This is a genomic window from Actinoplanes sp. NPDC048988 (genome assembly GCF_043197815.1).
Classification (GTDB): Bacteria; Actinomycetota; Actinomycetes; order Mycobacteriales; family Micromonosporaceae; genus Actinoplanes.
The window spans coordinates 181,186-197,646 of sequence record NZ_JBICTW010000007.1; the positions used below are offsets into that span (position 1 = coordinate 181,186).

Consider the following 16,461-nt stretch of genomic DNA (forward strand, 5'->3'; position numbering starts at 1 on the left):
ATCCGGGAGCCACCACCACCCGAGGAGAGACATGCCTCGCATCGCCGTCACCGGCGGCAGCGGCAAACTGGGCCGCGCCGTCGTTCAGGACCTGCTCGACCACGACTACCAGGTCGTCAACCTCGACCGGGTCGCGCCCCGGGAGCCGTCGGCCCCGTTCACGCTGGTCGACCTCACCGACTACGGGCAGGTGGCCGAGGCGCTGACCGCCATCGACGACCGCTACGACGGCATCGACGCCGTCGTGCACCTGGCCGCGATCCCCGCACCGGGCCTGCGGCCGAACGCGGCCACGTTCACCAACAACATCACCGCCAGCTACAACGTGTTCGCCGCGGCCCGCCTCGCCGGCATCCGCCGGATCGTGTGGGCCTCCAGCGAGACGCTGCTGGGGCTGCCGCTCGGGCCGGAGAACCCGCCGCCGTACATCCCGGTCGACGAGGACTATCCGGCCCGGCCCGAGACCTCGTACTCACTCTCCAAGCATCTCGAGGAGACGATGGCCGAGCAGTTCTGCCGGTGGAACCCCGATCTGACCGCGATCGGGCTGCGCTTCTCGAACGTGATGGAGCCCGCCGACTACGAGGCTTTCCCGTCGTTCGACGCCGACCCCCGGCAGCGCATCTGGAACCTGTGGGGCTACATCGACGCCCGCGACGGCGCCCAGGCCGTCCGGCGGGCCCTCACCTACGACGCCACGGGCATGGAGGTCTTCGTGATCGCCAACGCCGACACCGTGATGAGCCGGTCCAGCGCCTCGCTGGCCGCCGAGTACTTCCCGGACATCCCGGTCACCCGCGAGCTCACCGGAAACGAAACCCTGCTCTCCATCGACAAGGCCCGCCGCCTGCTCGGTTACGAGCCCCAGCACTCCTGGCGGCGCGCGGAAGGCTAGCGCAAGGTGTCGGCCAGCTCGACCAGGACGACGCGGGCGGAGGCGATCAGGCAGAGGCGGCCGGGTGCCGGGGAGATGACGTCGTTGACCGGGCCCACGAAGGGGATCGCGGTGGCGATGGAGCCGTCGGCGGGACGTATCAGCAGCACCCGGTCCCGGTCGGCCAGGACCAGGAAGTGGCCGTCGGCGACCCGGACGACGGTCGCCCGCTGCCGGTACCCGCGATCCGCCACGGGACGCCGCCGGCCCTGGGCGTCGAGCCACTGGACGCCCAGCTCGCCCGTTGCGACCAGCGCCGCGGCGGTGCCCTGACCCAGGTCGGCGACAGCGGCCAGCGGCGTGGCCGACGTCTCGCCCAGCGGCAGCCGGATGCGAACGAGGCCGTCGATCGGGTCGTGCACCGCGAGGGTGCCGTCCGGGTTCTCCACCAGGACGAGATCCGTGGCCCCGGTGGTCACGGTGAGCCGCGCCCGCGCCCCCGGCGGCGCCTGAAGCGTGCACAGCCGGCCGCCGGTGAGCCGGAAGACGCCGATCGGGTTCCCCCCGTCGCCGGTGACCAGCATCGGCCCCTCCGGCGTGTGCACCAGCACCCGGCACCCGTGGTCGCTCGGCGAGCCGGGCGTCGGCAGGCCGTAGTCGGCGCGGTCGGTGACCGACCACATCTCCTGAACGCCCTGGTGCTGCCCGGCGATGGCCAGCGAGTCGGTCCGGGCCCGGGCGATCGCCCAGACATCGAAACGGTCCAGGTCGGACTGCATGCCGGCCATGCGGGAACGGGCGCGTTTCTTGTCGAACCGGGTCACGAACGAACCGTCGTCCTCGTCGAGGAGCACCCAGGACAGAACGTCCTCGACGAGGATGACCGGGCGCCCGTCCACACTCGCCGAGTGGACGCGCTCGAAGTAGCCGATCGGTGGTTCGGAATCCCACTTGCTCCAGTGTGTGGAGCGGGAATCGGACCAGACACGCACCGTGCCGTCCCGGGCGGCGCTGGTGATGTAGCTCCGGTCCGTGCCGTCCCGGACGACGCCCAGGCCGTTGACCCGGTCGGCGTGCCCGGTGTAGCGATGGACCCGTTCCAGCGGACGCGTGCCCCACACCGAGATCTCGTCCGCGGCGGCGACCGCGACCGCCGAGCCCACCGGGACGATGTGATCGGCGATGGTGTTGAGCCGGTCGGGCGCGACGGCGAGTTGCCGCCCCGTCGCGGCCGCCCGCAGTTCCAGGCGGGAGTCGGCCCGGGCGCCGACGATGACCGGGGTCGCGTCGTGCGTGACGATGGCGGCGGCCGACCACGGCTGGTCCAGCCGGACCACACCGAGCCGGTCCAGGCGGTCAGCGCCCCAGAAGGTCAGCGCGTTGTCGGTGACGTAGCAGAGGACGTCGACGCCGCCGGTGCGGAAGCCGAGCACACCCTTGGGGTTGCCGCCCTCCCCGCCGATCGTGCCGAGCGGGCTCCCGTCGGAGGCCCGGAACAGCCGGACCCGGGAGAGGTCGGTCGCGGCGACCGCCCAGGAACCGCCGGCCCACACGCACGAGAGGGCGTGCGCCTGGACCTCCTCGTGGGTCCAGATCACCCGGTCCCCGTCGAGCAGGCGGCCCTCCAGGAAGTTGCCGCCGCCGCCGTACGCGACGACCAGCATGTCGTCCCGCTCGTCGCGCGGCGCCGCGGTCAACGCGGTGACCTCCTTGCCGGCCCGCCCGCGAAGCACCCGCGGCGGCACCGTGAAGGTGGGGTCCCAGATCTCGATGCCGGAGTCCGGTGAACCCGGGTGCCTGGTGGTCACGGCGATGCGCCCGCCGGCCGAGGTCCGGACGGCGGCGAACATGTCCGGGTCGTCCGGGCCGGTGCGGATCAGCCGATGCCGGGACGGCGCGCGGGCGGTGGTCCATCGCGTCCGGCACGGGGCGGCCACCGAGAACGACGGGCCCTCCGGCGCGTCGGCCCGGGTTCCCTCCCGGCGCAGCGACTCCAGCAGGAAGACGCGCATGGCCAGGGAGTTGTCGGCGAGCCGGGGCCCGGCGCGCAGGTAAAGGTCGAAGCCGGCCTTGACAGCGTCGCCGCGTTCCGCGCGGGTCACGGCGACCAGGGTGCGGCGCGGCTCGGAGAAGACCATGAAGTCCGGATCGTCGAGCAGGTCCGGCACGACACCCGCGCGGTCGGCGTGCTCGACCAGGTGATCGCGGACGTACCAGGAGGTCGCGGGCCATCCACCGGCCGCCGGCTTGAGCGCCCGGACGATCGCCTTGTTCGCCTCTTCGTCGGTCCGCCCCGACCGGCTGCGCAGATAGTCGGCGATCGCGAGGTGGCGCAGCCGGTACCGCCGCTCGCCGCCGCCGGCGGCCGTCGCCGTCACGAACTCGTCCATCTCCGCCAGCGCGGCGGTGATGTCGGCCTCGGCCGACGGTGAACCCGGGGACGGGCGCAACGCGTCGACCATCGCCGGCCAGGCGCCGCGGACCGGAACACCGCGGCCGGCGGCCCACGCGAGCGGGGTCAGCAGGTCCAGCAGCCGGTCGGCGTCGACGCCCCGGTCCTGGAAGTCCTTGGCGACCACGCCGCCGATTCCTTCGGTGAGGATGCGGGCCAGATCGGGGTCCTCCGGCTCCAGCGCCCTCGGTGCCCGGGTGAGGTGGATCGCCACGTGGGTGGCGACGAAGAAGATGCCGCCGGTGCGCGCGGCGATCACCTCACCGACGCGGCGGGCCAGATCGCTCTTGCCCCGGTACGGCGACAGGGGCCGCGCTTCGAGGATCCGTGTCGCCAGGCGCCGGATGTCCTGCTCGGCGGTGGCGTCGTCGTCCAGGTCGGCGTCTCCGGTGGCGCCGGCTCGCAGCTCGGCCAGTTCGCCGGCGCCGTCGGCCGTGCCGGCGCCCGACCGGCGGCTGACGAGGATTCGTCCGCCCGGCAGAGCGGCCAGCGGCAGCAGAAGCCGCCGGGCGATCTCCAGCCGATTCTCCGGATCCGCCTCGTCCAGGGAGTCGAACGCGAGGTTGCCGCCGCCCGCCGCGGCGTAACGCTCGACCAACTGCTCGGGAAGTATGTCGTCCCGCTCGCCGATCAGCTGGAGACGCCGGGCGAGGTCGACGGTCGCGGTCCGCAGGTCCAGCTTGGACAGTGACATCTTGGTCCACGCGCCGTCGGCCGCCAACTGGTCGACGACCGTGGACTTCCCGGTGCCGATGGACCCGGTCAGCAGGAACAACCCGTGCCCGGCCCGGCGGCTCCACGCCTCGATCCGGTCGAGGACGGCGGTCCGCCGGACGAACAAGTCACCGCCGATGAGCACATCGCGGGCGCCCAGGTCGTACAGCGGATTGGCGAAGAAGCCGCTGCCGGCGTGCACCCCCGCCGCGCGGGCGCGCTGGAGCCGGGTGGCCCGGTTGGAGCGCAGCCAGGCCGAGGCCGCGTCGGCGAGGTCCTGCGGCGTCACCTCCCGGCGCTGGGCCGGCCAGACCATGGACGGCGGGCCCTTGGTCAGGGCGTCCGCGAGGGCGCTGGCGAACAGCATCGGCTGCGCCTCGGCGCTTCCGTACGTGGCGCTGATCAGTGAGATGGCCGGTAGGCTCTCGTGGTCACCGACGTCCGGCGATCGCCTCGTGACGATCTCGGAGGCGATGTCGAGCGCGGCGTCACCCGATCCGCAGCAGTCGAGGATCATCACGACCTGACCGGCCCCGACCAGACGGCCGAGCGCGGACGCGATGGCGGCCGGGTCCAGGGCGCCGGTGCCCGCGGGATCGGCCGGGTCGGTTCCGCTGGTGAACAGCCACGAGCCGGATTCGTCGGAGACACCGTGCCCGGTCCAGTAGAGAACGACCCGCCGGGCCTTGCGGTCGGCCTGGGCGAGGTACGCGAGCACGCTCTCGCGGTCCACCCGGCCGGTCAGGTGGTCCGGGTCGACGGTGAAGCCGCCGCTCTCCAGGGCGGCGAAGACGCGGTCGACCTCGTCGCGGCCGCGGGGCAGGGCGGCGGCGCCGGGGTGGTCGTATTCGGTGACGCTGATGGCGAAGGCGAGATCCGGCCGCGTCAACATGCCTTCACCTCGCTGATCGAGATGACCTCCGCCAGGGGCGTCGACCACAGGGTGTTCGGTCCGGTCCGCAGCACCATCCGGCCCCGGTCGACGCCGATCAGCTCGCCGCATTGCTGGCCGGTGGCGGTACGCACGGCGTACGGCCGGGACGGGCCGGCCGTCGCGGGAGCGAACCAGGTGAGGAACGCGGCGAAACCGGTGAGGACGATGCCGAGCGCGGCGGCGGCCGCGGCGACCGGGACGAGACGGCCGATCTGCCTCGTCCGGGCGCCGCTCCACCGGCGCAGGGCGCTGCCGTTGAGGCGGATCCGCACCCCGGGCCGGCCGAACGACGCGTACGCCGACAGCGCGAACGCGAGGAGAAGACTGAGGAAGGCCGCCGCGAGGACCAGGGCGACCGAGACGCGCCAGTTCGACGGGATGCTGGTGAGATCGTTGCGTCCCCGGACCAGGGCCGCGACGCCGAGCAGCGCGGTCAGGCCCCCGATCGCGTTGCGCCACTGCTCCGCCTGCTTGCGGGCCGCCTCAAGCTCCTCGAACGGCAGCTCCCGGGCGAGTCGCGCCCAGCGGAGATCGTCCCGGGTCGGCAGCGCCGGCCCGGCCCGGTCAGCCACCGGTGGCCAACTCGTTCCAGAAGGCCCCACAGCCCCAGGCCGGCGCGTTCTCCGGCCGCCCGGGGTGGGGCAGACCGCATTGGCACTCGACGACGTCGGGTTCCCAGGCCGGCACGGCCGTGTGCCGGCGGGGGAACCGGATCCCCTTCGCCGGTGCCGCCTCCCCGTCGAGCTGGGCCATCGGCCCGAGGCACCGGGGACAGGTGGACAGCACGACGGTCTCGTCGTCGCGCCGGACGCGGGTGGAGGGCTGCGGCGGCTGGGGGACGAGCTCGTACTCGACGGGCTGGTGGCCGTTCACTCGTACCAGCCGCCGAGTGCGGCCTGGGCCTGCAGTTGCATGAGGGTCTTCTCCCAGGTCCGGCGCTGCTGTTCGTCGGGGCTGAGCCGAATCGCCGCCCGCGCGGCCTCGACGCCCTCGCGGATGACCTCGGGCTGCTCGGTGCGGCGATGGAGCAGCGCCAGCGCGGCGGCCAGGTAGATCAGGTGGAGGGCGCGCTGCCCGTCGTCCACCGCACAGGCCACCGCGTGCCGCGCGTTCTGCACGGAATCCCGCAACAGGTTCAGATCGCCCGTCCAGTTCGCCTTCATATGCAGGCAGGTGGAGACCCCGAAGAACGCCTTGCCGCGCAGGTTCGACGGCTGCGCGGCACACATCTGGAACCAGTAGATCGCCTCGTCGGCGGCGTCGGCTCGGCGTTCGGTCTTGGCGACCTCGCGCAGCGCCTCGCCCAGCCCGGTGAAGACCGCCGGGCGCAGCCGGTGCTCGGCGGGCAGGTTGTGCGCTACCGCCCGGAAGGCCTGCACGCACTCGGCCAGGGCCGCCCGGTCGTTCTGTGCGTTGTACTTGGCCAGCAGGGACTGCGCCAGCACGGTGATGTACCGGCGCCAGTCGTCGACGTCCGTGGCCGCGCCGACCACCGTCCGGCCGGCCGCGATCGCCTGGTCCAGGGCGGCCAGGTCGTTGGTCTTCTGAAACCGTTGGGCGTTGCCCAGAAACGTCTTCATGATCAGTTCAGACATGGACCATCCCGCCACCAGCGCCGGCTTCCCTTGCGCCGAAGTGTTCCGCACCAGGTGGACCCGGGCGGTCGGTGGATCGGCCGTCATCGAAGTCCGATCATGCGACCCCCGGGCTCGTATGGATGATCCCGTTCCGCGCGGAAAGCGGCCTTCCCCGCCGAGTGGGCGAGGAAGGCCGCGTATCGACGGGCTACCGGTAGCGGTACGCGCGGATGATGGTCTGCTTGGTGCCGTTGCCGGCCGAGTCGGTGGTCGTGGACCGCAGCGACACGAAGCCCGCGCCGCGCGGGTGCTGGATGACGGCGGTGGCCTTCGTGCCGGCCCGGAGGACCGGGAGCCGTTTCCAGGTCTTGCCGTCGTCGAAGGAGGCCTCCACCGTCAGGGTGCGAACGGCGGCGGGGGCCGCGCCGACCTGACGGTCGAGGGACAGCGGCAGGGTCATCAGGCGGCCGGCGGCCGCCGTGGTGGTGGCGTCCAGGGACGGGGTGTAGCGGATCGCCGTCATCGGCAGGTGGACGAGCTTGCCGTCCGGGACGTGGGACGAGCGGAACGTCCACTCGGCGTCGACCAGTGTGGACAGGGTGAAGGCCGGGTCGCTGCGGAAGACCGCGTGCACCCGGTAGTCACCCGCGGCGGCCGGTACCTCGGTGGCCTGCGGTGTCCACTGCGACTGGGCGACCTGGGCGCCGTTGCGGTAGATCCGCACGTCGGCTTGGCCGGCGCGGGGGAAACGGAAACCCTCGTGGCCGCTGCCGTCGCCGTGCAGGGGACCGGGGCCGCCCATTGTGTCGCCCCAGTAGCGGGCGGCGAACTGCTGATCGAACTCGGGCTCGGGGAAGACCGGGCCCTCGACGCCGGTGGCCCATTTCTCGGTGTACGTGCGGCCGGGCTGCCACGACGTCCACGCCGACTCGTAGTGGGTGTATCCGAGCTGGCTGCTGCTGACCTGCCACTCCGCCCGCTGGTCGCGGTTGTAGTAGTCGGTGATCGTGGCCGGGGCGTCGTAGGCGAAGCTCAGCGGGCTCTGCCGCCCGTCGGTGCTGCGGTAGACGGCCGAGTTGCCGGGCGCCCGGGCGACGGCGAGACGGGTGACCTGGACGCCGTCCACGTCGGAGCCGATCGTCGAGCGGACCGTGGCCAGGTCGCTCGCGCGCAGCGCCGTGGTCCGGCCGGCCAGCATGCGGCCGCGCTCGTAGAAGTAGGCGTGGTAAACGGCCTTCGGGGCGGCCCACTTGCCGGACAGGTACGACACGTAGCCGGGCGCCTGGCCACCGCCGGCCGCCGGTCCGGTGCGGAGCCGCTCGAAGTTCAGGTTCATCAGGACGCCGTACGGGTCGTTGCCACCCCAGATCTCCGGCGCCTTGTCGCGGATGGTCCACCCGGTCTCGTTGTACGCCGGCACGGCCTTCTTGTCGGGCACGGTGATGCTGACCGGCTTGGCCGTCCGGGCGTCCATGGTGATCGTGCGGTCCCGGTCGACGACCACCCGCGGGTCGGACAGGGCCGTGAGCTCCGGATCCTCCTCGGAGCCGGTCATCAGGTACGACTGCACGACGTACCGGCCCGGTTCGACCGGCGTGCGGACGCTGGCGCCGGTGTGCGCGAACGCCGTCACCGTCTGCCGGTCGAGGTCGGTCAGCATGGTGACCCAGCGCGGGTTGTCGCCGGTCACGCCGGGCGTGTTCACCGTGAGCACGTGCCGGGTCAGGTACATCGCGACCGGCGTCACGACGCGCACCTTTCCGGCGGTCGCGAGGAGCTCACCACCGTACGGCTGCTCCTCGAGCCCGGCCACGACGGTGGCCGTCACGGTCACCGATGCCGTTCCGCCGGCCGGCACCGTCAGGCTGTCGGCGCTCACGGTGAAGACGCCGGCGGGCGCGTCGGTGCCCAGCGACAGGGACAGCGTCACCGGCTGGGTGCCGCTGTTGGCGTACGTGATGCTCTGTCTCCGGGTCGTCCCGTCGCGCGGGAAACCGGCGCTGACCGGGTCGGCGGTGACCGGCTGGTCCAGGGCGCGCTCGACGTCGACCAGACCGGACCCCTGCTCGTACGGCGTGAGATCGGCCCCCGGGTCGGCGGCGGCGGTCAGGGTCGCCTTGAGCCGGGCCGCGCGCCACTGCGGGTGCTGCTGCGCCAGCAGGGCGGCGGCGCCGGCCACGTGCGGCGTGGCCATCGAGGTGCCGGAGAGCGAGGTGTACGCCTCGGCGCCGTCGACCGGCGGGAACTGGCCGTCCACCGAGCGGGCGGCCACGATGTCGACGCCCGGCCCGGTGAGGTCGGGCTTGACCATGGCGTCCTCGGCGCGGGGTCCCCGGCTCGAGAACGAGGCGAGCTCCTTCGTCTTGGTCACGGCGCCCACGGTCAGGGCCTGCTCGGCGCTGCCGGGCGACTCGACGGTGCTGTCGCCCGCCTCGCCGGAGTTGCCGGCCGCGATGACGAACAGCATCCCGTACTTGGCGGTCAGGTCGTTGACGCCCTGCTCGAGCACGTCGATGTCGGGGGTGTCGGCCGCGCCCAGGCTCATGTTGGCCACGGCCGCGCCCTGCTCGGCGGCCCACTGCATGCCGGCCAGGATGTCCGACTCGTAACACTCCTGCAGGCCGCACACCTTGGCGCTGAGCAGCTTCGCGCCCGGGGCCACGCCCTTGTAGCGGCCACCGGAGGCGGCACCGGTGCCGAGGATCGTCGACGCGACGTGCGTGCCGTGGCCGACCGGGTCGGTCAGGTCGCCCGAGCCGGTGAAGTCGACGGCGCCGGCGACCTGGCCCGCGAAGTCGGGGTGGGTGAGGTCGACGCCGCTGTCGATGACGGCGACCTTGACGCCGGCGCCGGTGAGCCCGGCCTGCCAGGCGGCGGGCGCGCCGATCAGCGGGACGCTGACGTCGAGGGTGGGCTTGCGCTGCCCGTCGAGCCAGACCTTGGTGACGCCCGAGCGCAGCTTGCCGGCGGTGGTGAGGCTCTTCCACAGCTCGGCCGGCTTGCTCCGGTCCTGCTCGTAGGCGACCAGGCCGACGTCGGGCAGCTGCTGGGTGGCCCGGGCGCCGGCCGGGACGGCCGGGCCGGCGACGATCAGCGGCAGGGTGCGCCGGGTGTCGTCGTAGCCGAAGCTCAGCAGCGTGGACACGTCGAACAGGCGCGGGTCGAGACGGCCCGCGGCGAGCAGCCCGGCGGCGTCGGCCGGGACGACCTCGACGTCGTGGCCGGCGCTCGAGGTGAGGAACGGGATCTTCTCCCGGCCCGGAGCCGGCACGACGTCCACCGTGGTCTGCCCGGCGACGCTGCTCACCTTGACGGTGTCGCCGGTGATCAAGGTGACCGCCCGGGGTGCGGCGGCGAAAGCCGGCCCGGTCGCCGGGGTGACGGCGGCCGGGCCGGGGGTCGGCGCGGCGGCGACGGCCCCGGTGGGCAGCGCGGACCAGGCCGCGACGCCCGCCAGGGCCAGCACCGACGTGATGCGGACCAGGCGCATGGTTCTCCTTTGTCGACAGCACCGATCGGTGCTTTGCCGGGCAACCTACGCCACAGTTCGCCGTTCATCGATATGACAAGATCCACAACAATTCACGCCGCGAGCCGGCGATAGTACTCATTGGATTCGATCAGCTGGTCGTGCGTGCCGTCGTCGGTCACCACGCCGTCGTCGACGACCAGCACCCGGTCGGCCGCGCGGACCGTGGAGAAGCGGTGGGCGATCACCACGAGGGCGCAGACCCGGGCCACCTCGCGCATCGTCGCGGCCAGGGCCCGTTCGCTGTCCGGGTCGAGGTGGGCCGTCGGCTCGTCGAGCAGGATGAGGTCGGGCCGCGACAGCAGGCAGCGGGCGATCGCCACGCGCTGCCGCTGGCCGCCGGAGAGCCGGCCGCCGCGCTCGCCGACCGGGGTGTCCAGACCGTCGGGCAGGGCGGCGACGAGCGCGGTCAGCCCGGTCATGGCGAGCACCCGGTCGAGGTCACGCTCGGCGGTGGGCCGCGCCCCGTACAGCAAGTTCTCCTTGAGGCTTCCGGCCAGGAGCGGGCAGTCCTGCTCGACGAGGCCGACGATGGAGCGGTGCCGGGCGTACGGGATGAAGCGGGCGTCCCGGCCGCGCAGCAGGATGGTGCCGCGGTCGGGCTCGTAGAAGCGCTCGGCCAGCGCGAAGATGGTCGACTTGCCGGCGCCGGACGCGCCGACCAGGGCGACGTGGCCGCGTTCGGGCACGGTGAAGCGGATGCCGCGCAGCACCGGCCGGCCCGGGTCGTAACCGAACCAGACGTCCCGGAACTCCAGCACCGGCGGCCGCCGCCGGACCGGCACCACGGCCCGCGGCTGGTCCCGCTCGACCGGCAGGGCGAGGACCTCGTTGATCCGGTGCAGCGCGCCCGAGCCCTGCTGGACCGCGCCCACCGCCTGGAAGATCTCGTAGATCGGCGCCGACAGATACGTCATGGCCAGGGTGAAGGCCACGAGCCGGCCGAGCGAGGTCTCGCCCGAGGCGACCCGGGTCGCGCCGACCAGCAGCACGGTCAGGAAAGCCCCGCTGACCGCGAGGTCGTTCGCCGGTCCGGCCAGGGCGGCCAGCTCGGCCATGCGGAGATTGGCCCGGTACGCCCGGGTGGCCGACCCGCGGAGCCGATCGGCCTCCACCGGCTCGGCCCGGCAGGCCCGGACCGTGCGCATCCCGCCCAGGGCCCGTTCCAGGTCGGCCGAGAGCGCCCCCTCGGCGTCCTGCGCCGTGTGCGACGCTGCCCGCAGCCGCCGCACGACGGCCAGCAGGCTCAGCACCGACACCGCGAAGAGCGCGACCACGAGCGCCATCAGCGACGGATCCAGCCGGGCCAGCAGCGCCACGACGGCCACCAGGGCGATCACGCCGGCCACGCCGGTGCCCAGGCTCTGCGCGACGAGCGTCTTGACCACGGCGGTGTCCCCGCAGGCGCGGGCGATCACGTCACCGGTGCGGACGTGGTCGAGCAGCGGCATCCGCACCCGCAGCAGGCGCACGATGACGGCCAGCCGCAGTTGCCGGGTCATGGTCTCACCGGTGTACGCCTGCACGTACCGAGCCGTCGCGTGGGCGACCGCCTGAGCCGCGAACAGCCCGGCCAGCGCCCCGAAGACCGGCCACGGCACCCGCCCGCCGGTGGCGGCGTCCACCGCCGCCCCCGCCAGCAGCGGCTGGGCCAGGGCCAGCGCCGACCCGAGCAGACTGAGCCCGGCCGCCACCGCGATCCACCGGCGGTGCCCCCGCGTGAGCCGCCGCAGATCCCGAAACATGCGACGAAAAATACGCGAAACCGGCGCGATGGAAAGAGGAGGTCACCCCGGCCGTTCGCGCGGCCGCGGGGATTCCCCTCGCGCAGGTGACCCCCTACCCGAAGTGCGCCATCGTCGCCCGCGTGCTGTCGATCAGGGCGGTCTGCAGAGCTTCCAGGTCGTCGCAGTCGCTCTCCTGCCCCTGCCATGCCAAGGACGCCTCGAACGAACTGGCGAAGCGGTCGATCCTGAGCTGACCGGCGCCCTGCCGCCGGCCGGCGTCGAACACCGCGTATCGGCAGATCGAGGGGAGCGGTCCCTTCTCCGGCCGGGGCGACGTGACGCCGAGGCCGGCGGCGAGCGGCCCGGTCTCGAGCGCGCCGCAGACGTCGGTCCCCGTCGCGTAGCGGGTCTCGGTCGCGGCCGTCAGGCCCCGGACCACGACGACGTGACGGCGAGTGTCGTCACCAGGCTCAGAGCCGCCCCGAGGTACGCCTTGGCCGGCCCCGGCCGGCGTGGTGGCGGGTCCCACGTCGCTGTCTCGATCACCGCGACAAACTACGGGATCACTCGATGGCCGCGGCGACCGCCGGGTACCAGCGGTCGGCGATCTTCACGTTGCCGGCGTCGTTCGGGTGGACGCCGTCGTACGTGTCGGTCGCGGTGTCGAATCCGGTCCACTGGTCGACGACGGTGATGGGGGAAGCGGCGGTGGACAGGCCGGCGGCCCAGGCCGGGATGGCGGCGTTGAGATCGATGACGCGCCGGCCGCAGTCGGCGCAGTTGCTGGCGTTCATGCCGATGATCTGGGCGACCAGGATCCTCATGGCCGGGTTCTGGGTCCGCATCTGGGTGACGAGCTTGGTGAACGCGGCCAGGATCGTCGACGGCGGCAGGTTGCTCCAGACGTCGTTGGTGCCGAAGTGCATGAGCACGACGTCCGGGTCGGTGGCCGCGAGCCAGCCGGCGAGCTGGTTCTGGTCGGCCACGGTGGTGGCGAGGAAGCCGCCGTGTCCCTCGTTCTCGCCGTCGTAGGGGAAGCCGCAGCCCTGCCCGGGCAGCGTGCCCACGAAGTCGACCCGGTCGGCCGGGAGTTTCTGCCAGAGCAGGGCCCGCCAGCAGCCGGGCGAGCCGGTGATCGAGTCGCCGAGCGCCATGATCTTCACGGGCTCGTTCCCGGGAGGTGTGGTCCCGCCGTTGCACGCCGTGCCGTTCAGCGAGAAGGCCGTGGGCGCGACCGCCGTACCGGAGCCGTTGAAGCCGAACGACGCGGTGGCGCTGGTGGCGAGCGAGCCGTTCCAGCCGGCGTTGCGGACTGTCACATCGGCGCCGGACTGGGTCACCGAGCCGTTCCAGAGTTGAGTGACGGTCTGCCCCGAGGGGAACGCGAACGTCAGCGTCCACGAGCTGACCGGGTCACCGAGGTTGGTGACGTCGACCGCGGCGCCGAACCCGCCCGGCCACTGGGCGGTCGTCCGGTACTCGACCCGGCAGCCGGCGGCGGCCGACGCGGGCGCCGCCGCGACGAGCGAGGCGGTGCCGGCGAGCAACCCGGCGATGAGGCCCGTTCGCCATCTCCGCATGGCTTCCTCCTTGACTCATTAATCGATGGGCGTCAATCTGGGAGCGCTCCCGAAGTTAGCGAGAGGAGACCCCGGTGTCCAGCAGGGCAAAGATGGCGGCAGGATTGACCGTCCTCACCGCGAGTGCGGTGATCATGGTCGCGACGCCGGCCGACGCCGCCGACGGCCGGCAGCGCGAACGGCTCGACCGCGGCCTGATCAGCGTCCGCTCCGGCAGCGGCAACCTGGTCAGCTGGCGATGGCTGGCCACCGACCCGGCCGGCGCCGGATTCAACCTGTACCGCGGCTCGGCCAAGCTCAACTCGGCGCCCATCACCGCGTCGACGAACTACCTGGACGCCGGGGCCGCCGCCTCCGCCTCGTACACGATCCGCCCGGTCGTGAACGGCGCCGAGCAGGCCGCCGAAGGGCCGAGCCTCACCTTCGGCAACGGCTACCTCGACGTGCCGATCCAGAACCCGAACAGCTCGCTCTACGCGGCCAACGACGCCAGCGTGGGCGACCTCGACGGCGACGGGCGCCTCGACCTCGTCCTCAAATGGGATCCGCTCAACGCCAAGGACAACTCGCAGTCCGGCGTGACCGACCCGGTGTACGTCGACGGGTACCGCCTCGACGGCACCCGGCTGTGGCGGATCAACCTGGGCCGCAACATCCGGGCCGGCGCCCACTACACCCAATTCCAGGTGTACGACTACGACGGTGACGGCGACGCCGAAGTGGCCATGAAGACGGCCGACGCCACCATCTCCGGCACCGGGCAGACCATCGGCAACGGGAACGCCGACTACCGCAACTCCAGCGGCTACATCCTCAGCGGCCCCGAATACCTGACGATGTTCGACGGCCGCAACGGCGCCGCCCTGTCGACGGTGGACTACGTGCCCCCGCGCGGCACGGTCTCCTCCTGGGGCGACTCGTACGGCAACCGGGTCGACCGTTTCCTGGCCGGCACGGCGTACCTGGACGGCGCCCGCCCCAGCCTGATCATGGCCCGCGGCTACTACACACGTACGGTCATCGTGGCCTGGGACTTCCGCAACGGCACGCTCACCCGCCGGTGGACCTTCGACAGCAACAGCTCGACCAACCCGGGCACGGCCGGGCAGGGCAACCACCAGCTCGCGGTGGCCGACGTCGACGCCGACGGCCGCGACGAGATCGTCTACGGCTCGCTGGCGGTCGACGACAACGGCGCCCGGCTCTGGAACACCGGCCTCGGCCACGGCGACGCCTTGCACGTGGGCGACCTGAACCCGTCCCGGGCCGGCCTGGAGGTCTTCAAGGTCGACGAGGACGCGAGCAAGCCGTCGTCGTGGATGGCCGACGCCCGCACCGGCCAGATCCTGTGGAGCACCCCGGCCGGCGGCGACAACGGCCGCGGCGTCTCGGCCGACATCTGGGCCGGAAGCGCCGGCGCCGAATCCTGGTCGTCCCTGGCCGACGGCGTCCGCAACCCGAACGGCTCGGTCGTCGCGAGCCGCAAGCCCAGCTCGACGAACTTCGTCGTCTGGTGGGACGGCGACCCGACCCGCGAGCTCCTGGACGGCACCCACATCGACAAGTACGGCACGTCGTCCGACACCCGCCTGCTCACGGCCGCAGGCGTCCACTCGAACAACGGCACCAAGTCCACCCCGTCCCTGTCCGGCGACATCCTGGGCGACTGGCGAGAGGAGGTCATCTGGCCGACAAGCAACAACACGGCCCTGCGCATCTACTCCACCCCGATCCAGACCGACCGCCGGGTGGTCACCCTGCTGCACGACATCCAGTACCGAGAGGCCTTGGCCTGGCAGAACACCGCCTACAACCAGCCGCCGCATCCCTCGTTCGCGCTTTCGTAGATCACTCGCGATGCCAGAGAGCCCGCCGAGCAACGCGTCCAGCGCGCGGCGCGCCCGCACGGGCCTCTCTGACATCAGGCACGCGTACACCCGCAGTTTGAACACCGAATCGGCGAGCTCTAGCTACTCCGCGAGTGCACCAGCGTCTCCACGCCCGGCGACCGGCGCCGCCGGCCTTCGGCCTTGGCACCGATCTGGGTCGCGCAGACCGGGGCTTCCACAAACACGATGAGCCCCGGCGACCTCGCGGAGAGGCTGCCGGGGCTTCGTTTGTGTCTCCCACCGACCTGATGATCGGCTGTCAAGCGGGCGCTTTCCGTGTCAAGCGGTGCTCCCCAAGACCAGATCTTTTTGGCGGCGGCTGTCGTGTCGTCACTCTCGAACGCCACCCAGCAGGCCGCGAGAACAAGAGCACAGAGCGCCGCCAGCTGGAATCCAGTTGGCATCGCGTCCCAGCCGGTTAGAGAACCGGCAGTCGCGGCGGCCGGAGGCAGCAGCTTCCGCATCTTGGGGGACAGCGTCACGTAGATCAGTCCGGCATGCCCTTCAAGCGGGGCGCCGGCCCCGTCGACGAAGTTTCGCTGATACCCCGGCGACACAACTCCCTGCCTATCCGGCGCTCCTGCGGATCGTTTCGGGAGAACCGGCCGAACGGTAATGCACGACCTCGAACGGCCACGCTTCTCGTAGCCAGGCGCCGACGACGTCGGTCAGGGGGCCGTCCAGATCGGCTCGGGTGGCGATGACCCACGACGACACCAGCGCCTCGTCGTTTCCGGTGGGGGACGGCTTGAGGTACACGCAGCCGATCACGTCTTCAGTGGCTGTTTCGATTACCGAGTACGCGAAGTCCACGCGCCGGGCCGAGCGGTCCGCATGGCTTTCCAGGTCGGCCAGGTTCTCGGCGAGGGTCATGCCCGCCGCTGGTGGCCAGGCGCGATTGAAGCCGGGTGTCGAGCGGATGTGCTCGATGCTCGACGTCCACGCCGCGTGGTCCGCCTCGTTGTGCCGCGGCCCTAGCAACTCGAGGCGGAACCCCTCGGCGGCGAACGCTTCGGGAACGGGGAAGGAGCCGTCAACCAACTGCCGAGCGGTCATGACCGGAGCCTACGAACCGCCCGGGTGTGGCACCATCGTGTGACCACCGATTCTCGGAAGTGTTCGTGTCGCGCCGGGCGCCCTCAGCCGTACGAGCTCGGCTCCGTCGTCATCACCGGTGGGCTGCGC

Annotated in this window: 12 protein-coding genes; 2 read left to right on the plus strand and 10 right to left on the minus strand. The window is 72.3% G+C overall.

All coding sequences use genetic code 11. The annotated features are described in order from the left end of the window. Positions 1 to 31 precede the first annotated feature (31 nt). Positions 32 to 895: an NAD-dependent epimerase/dehydratase family protein gene (locus ACGFJ7_RS23735; RefSeq protein ID WP_392643806.1), complete on the plus strand. Its 864-nt coding sequence runs from the start codon at positions 32 to 34 to the stop codon at positions 893 to 895. Here the strand turns inward: ACGFJ7_RS23735 and ACGFJ7_RS23740 are convergent. The 9 genes from ACGFJ7_RS23740 to ACGFJ7_RS23780 form a co-directional block, all read right to left on the minus strand. Continuing rightward, positions 892 to 4,932, minus strand: a complete 4,041-nt coding sequence (locus tag ACGFJ7_RS23740; protein ID WP_392643808.1) for a hypothetical protein — start codon at positions 4,930 to 4,932, stop codon at positions 892 to 894. The two genes, ACGFJ7_RS23735 and ACGFJ7_RS23740, sit on opposite strands and share 4 nt — an antisense overlap. Beyond that, a complete protein-coding gene (locus ACGFJ7_RS23745; protein WP_392643810.1) occupies positions 4,926 to 5,546 on the minus strand; it encodes a hypothetical protein in 621 nt (206 codons plus the stop codon). The genes ACGFJ7_RS23740 and ACGFJ7_RS23745 overlap by 7 nt, the downstream gene beginning before the upstream one ends. Next, on the minus strand, positions 5,539 to 5,847 hold the full coding sequence (locus ACGFJ7_RS23750) for a hypothetical protein (protein ID WP_360255705.1): 309 nt from the start codon (positions 5,845 to 5,847) through the stop codon (positions 5,539 to 5,541). Before ACGFJ7_RS23750 ends, ACGFJ7_RS23745 begins: the two co-directional genes overlap by 8 nt. Next, on the minus strand, positions 5,844 to 6,569 hold the full coding sequence (locus ACGFJ7_RS23755; protein WP_392643812.1) for a hypothetical protein: 726 nt from the start codon (positions 6,567 to 6,569) through the stop codon (positions 5,844 to 5,846). Before ACGFJ7_RS23755 ends, ACGFJ7_RS23750 begins: the two co-directional genes overlap by 4 nt. Before the next feature lie 190 nt (positions 6,570 to 6,759). After that, positions 6,760 to 10,041, minus strand: a complete 3,282-nt coding sequence (locus ACGFJ7_RS23760; protein ID WP_392643814.1) for a S8 family serine peptidase — start codon at positions 10,039 to 10,041, stop codon at positions 6,760 to 6,762. A 92-nt stretch (positions 10,042 to 10,133) separates the two neighbouring features. After that, positions 10,134 to 11,825, minus strand: a complete 1,692-nt coding sequence (locus tag ACGFJ7_RS23765; RefSeq protein WP_392643816.1) for an ABC transporter ATP-binding protein — start codon at positions 11,823 to 11,825, stop codon at positions 10,134 to 10,136. A 94-nt stretch (positions 11,826 to 11,919) separates the two neighbouring features. After that, positions 11,920 to 12,246 (minus strand): hypothetical protein, encoded by a 327-nt coding sequence (locus ACGFJ7_RS23770; protein WP_392643818.1) that lies wholly within the window; start codon positions 12,244 to 12,246, stop codon positions 11,920 to 11,922. Continuing rightward, positions 12,231 to 12,353 (minus strand): hypothetical protein, encoded by a 123-nt coding sequence (locus tag ACGFJ7_RS23775; protein ID WP_392643820.1) that lies wholly within the window; start codon positions 12,351 to 12,353, stop codon positions 12,231 to 12,233. The genes ACGFJ7_RS23770 and ACGFJ7_RS23775 overlap by 16 nt, the downstream gene beginning before the upstream one ends. A 17-nt stretch (positions 12,354 to 12,370) precedes the next feature. Further along, entirely contained in the window at positions 12,371 to 13,387 is a 1,017-nt protein-coding gene (locus tag ACGFJ7_RS23780) for a cellulose binding domain-containing protein (protein ID WP_392643822.1), read from the minus strand. Positions 13,388 to 13,521: 134 nt separating this feature from the next. Here ACGFJ7_RS23780 and ACGFJ7_RS23785 point away from each other — a divergent pair, with 134 nt between their 5' ends. Further along, positions 13,522 to 15,234 (plus strand): rhamnogalacturonan lyase, encoded by a 1,713-nt coding sequence (locus ACGFJ7_RS23785; RefSeq protein WP_392644016.1) that lies wholly within the window; start codon positions 13,522 to 13,524, stop codon positions 15,232 to 15,234. A gap of 609 nt (positions 15,235 to 15,843) precedes the next feature. Here the strand turns inward: ACGFJ7_RS23785 and ACGFJ7_RS23790 are convergent. Further along, positions 15,844 to 16,332 carry an N-acetyltransferase gene (locus tag ACGFJ7_RS23790; RefSeq protein WP_392643824.1) on the minus strand — a complete coding sequence of 163 codons (489 nt, stop codon included), beginning with the start codon at positions 16,330 to 16,332 and terminating at the stop codon, positions 15,844 to 15,846. Positions 16,333 to 16,461 lie beyond the last annotated feature (129 nt).

Coding starts and splice junctions, on each gene's coding strand:
- ACGFJ7_RS23735 (WP_392643806.1), top strand. CDS start 32: ATGCCTCGCATCGCCGTCACCGGCGGCAGCGGCAAACTGGGCCGCGCC.
- ACGFJ7_RS23740 (WP_392643808.1), bottom strand. CDS start 4,932: ATGTTGACGCGGCCGGATCTCGCCTTCGCCATCAGCGTCACCGAATAC.
- ACGFJ7_RS23755 (WP_392643812.1), bottom strand. CDS start 6,569: ATGTCTGAACTGATCATGAAGACGTTTCTGGGCAACGCCCAACGGTTT.
- ACGFJ7_RS23760 (WP_392643814.1), bottom strand. CDS start 10,041: ATGCGCCTGGTCCGCATCACGTCGGTGCTGGCCCTGGCGGGCGTCGCG.
- ACGFJ7_RS23765 (WP_392643816.1), bottom strand. CDS start 11,825: ATGTTTCGGGATCTGCGGCGGCTCACGCGGGGGCACCGCCGGTGGATC.
- ACGFJ7_RS23780 (WP_392643822.1), bottom strand. CDS start 13,387: ATGCGGAGATGGCGAACGGGCCTCATCGCCGGGTTGCTCGCCGGCACC.
- ACGFJ7_RS23785 (WP_392644016.1), top strand. CDS start 13,522: ATGGTCGCGACGCCGGCCGACGCCGCCGACGGCCGGCAGCGCGAACGG.
- ACGFJ7_RS23790 (WP_392643824.1), bottom strand. CDS start 16,332: ATGACCGCTCGGCAGTTGGTTGACGGCTCCTTCCCCGTTCCCGAAGCG.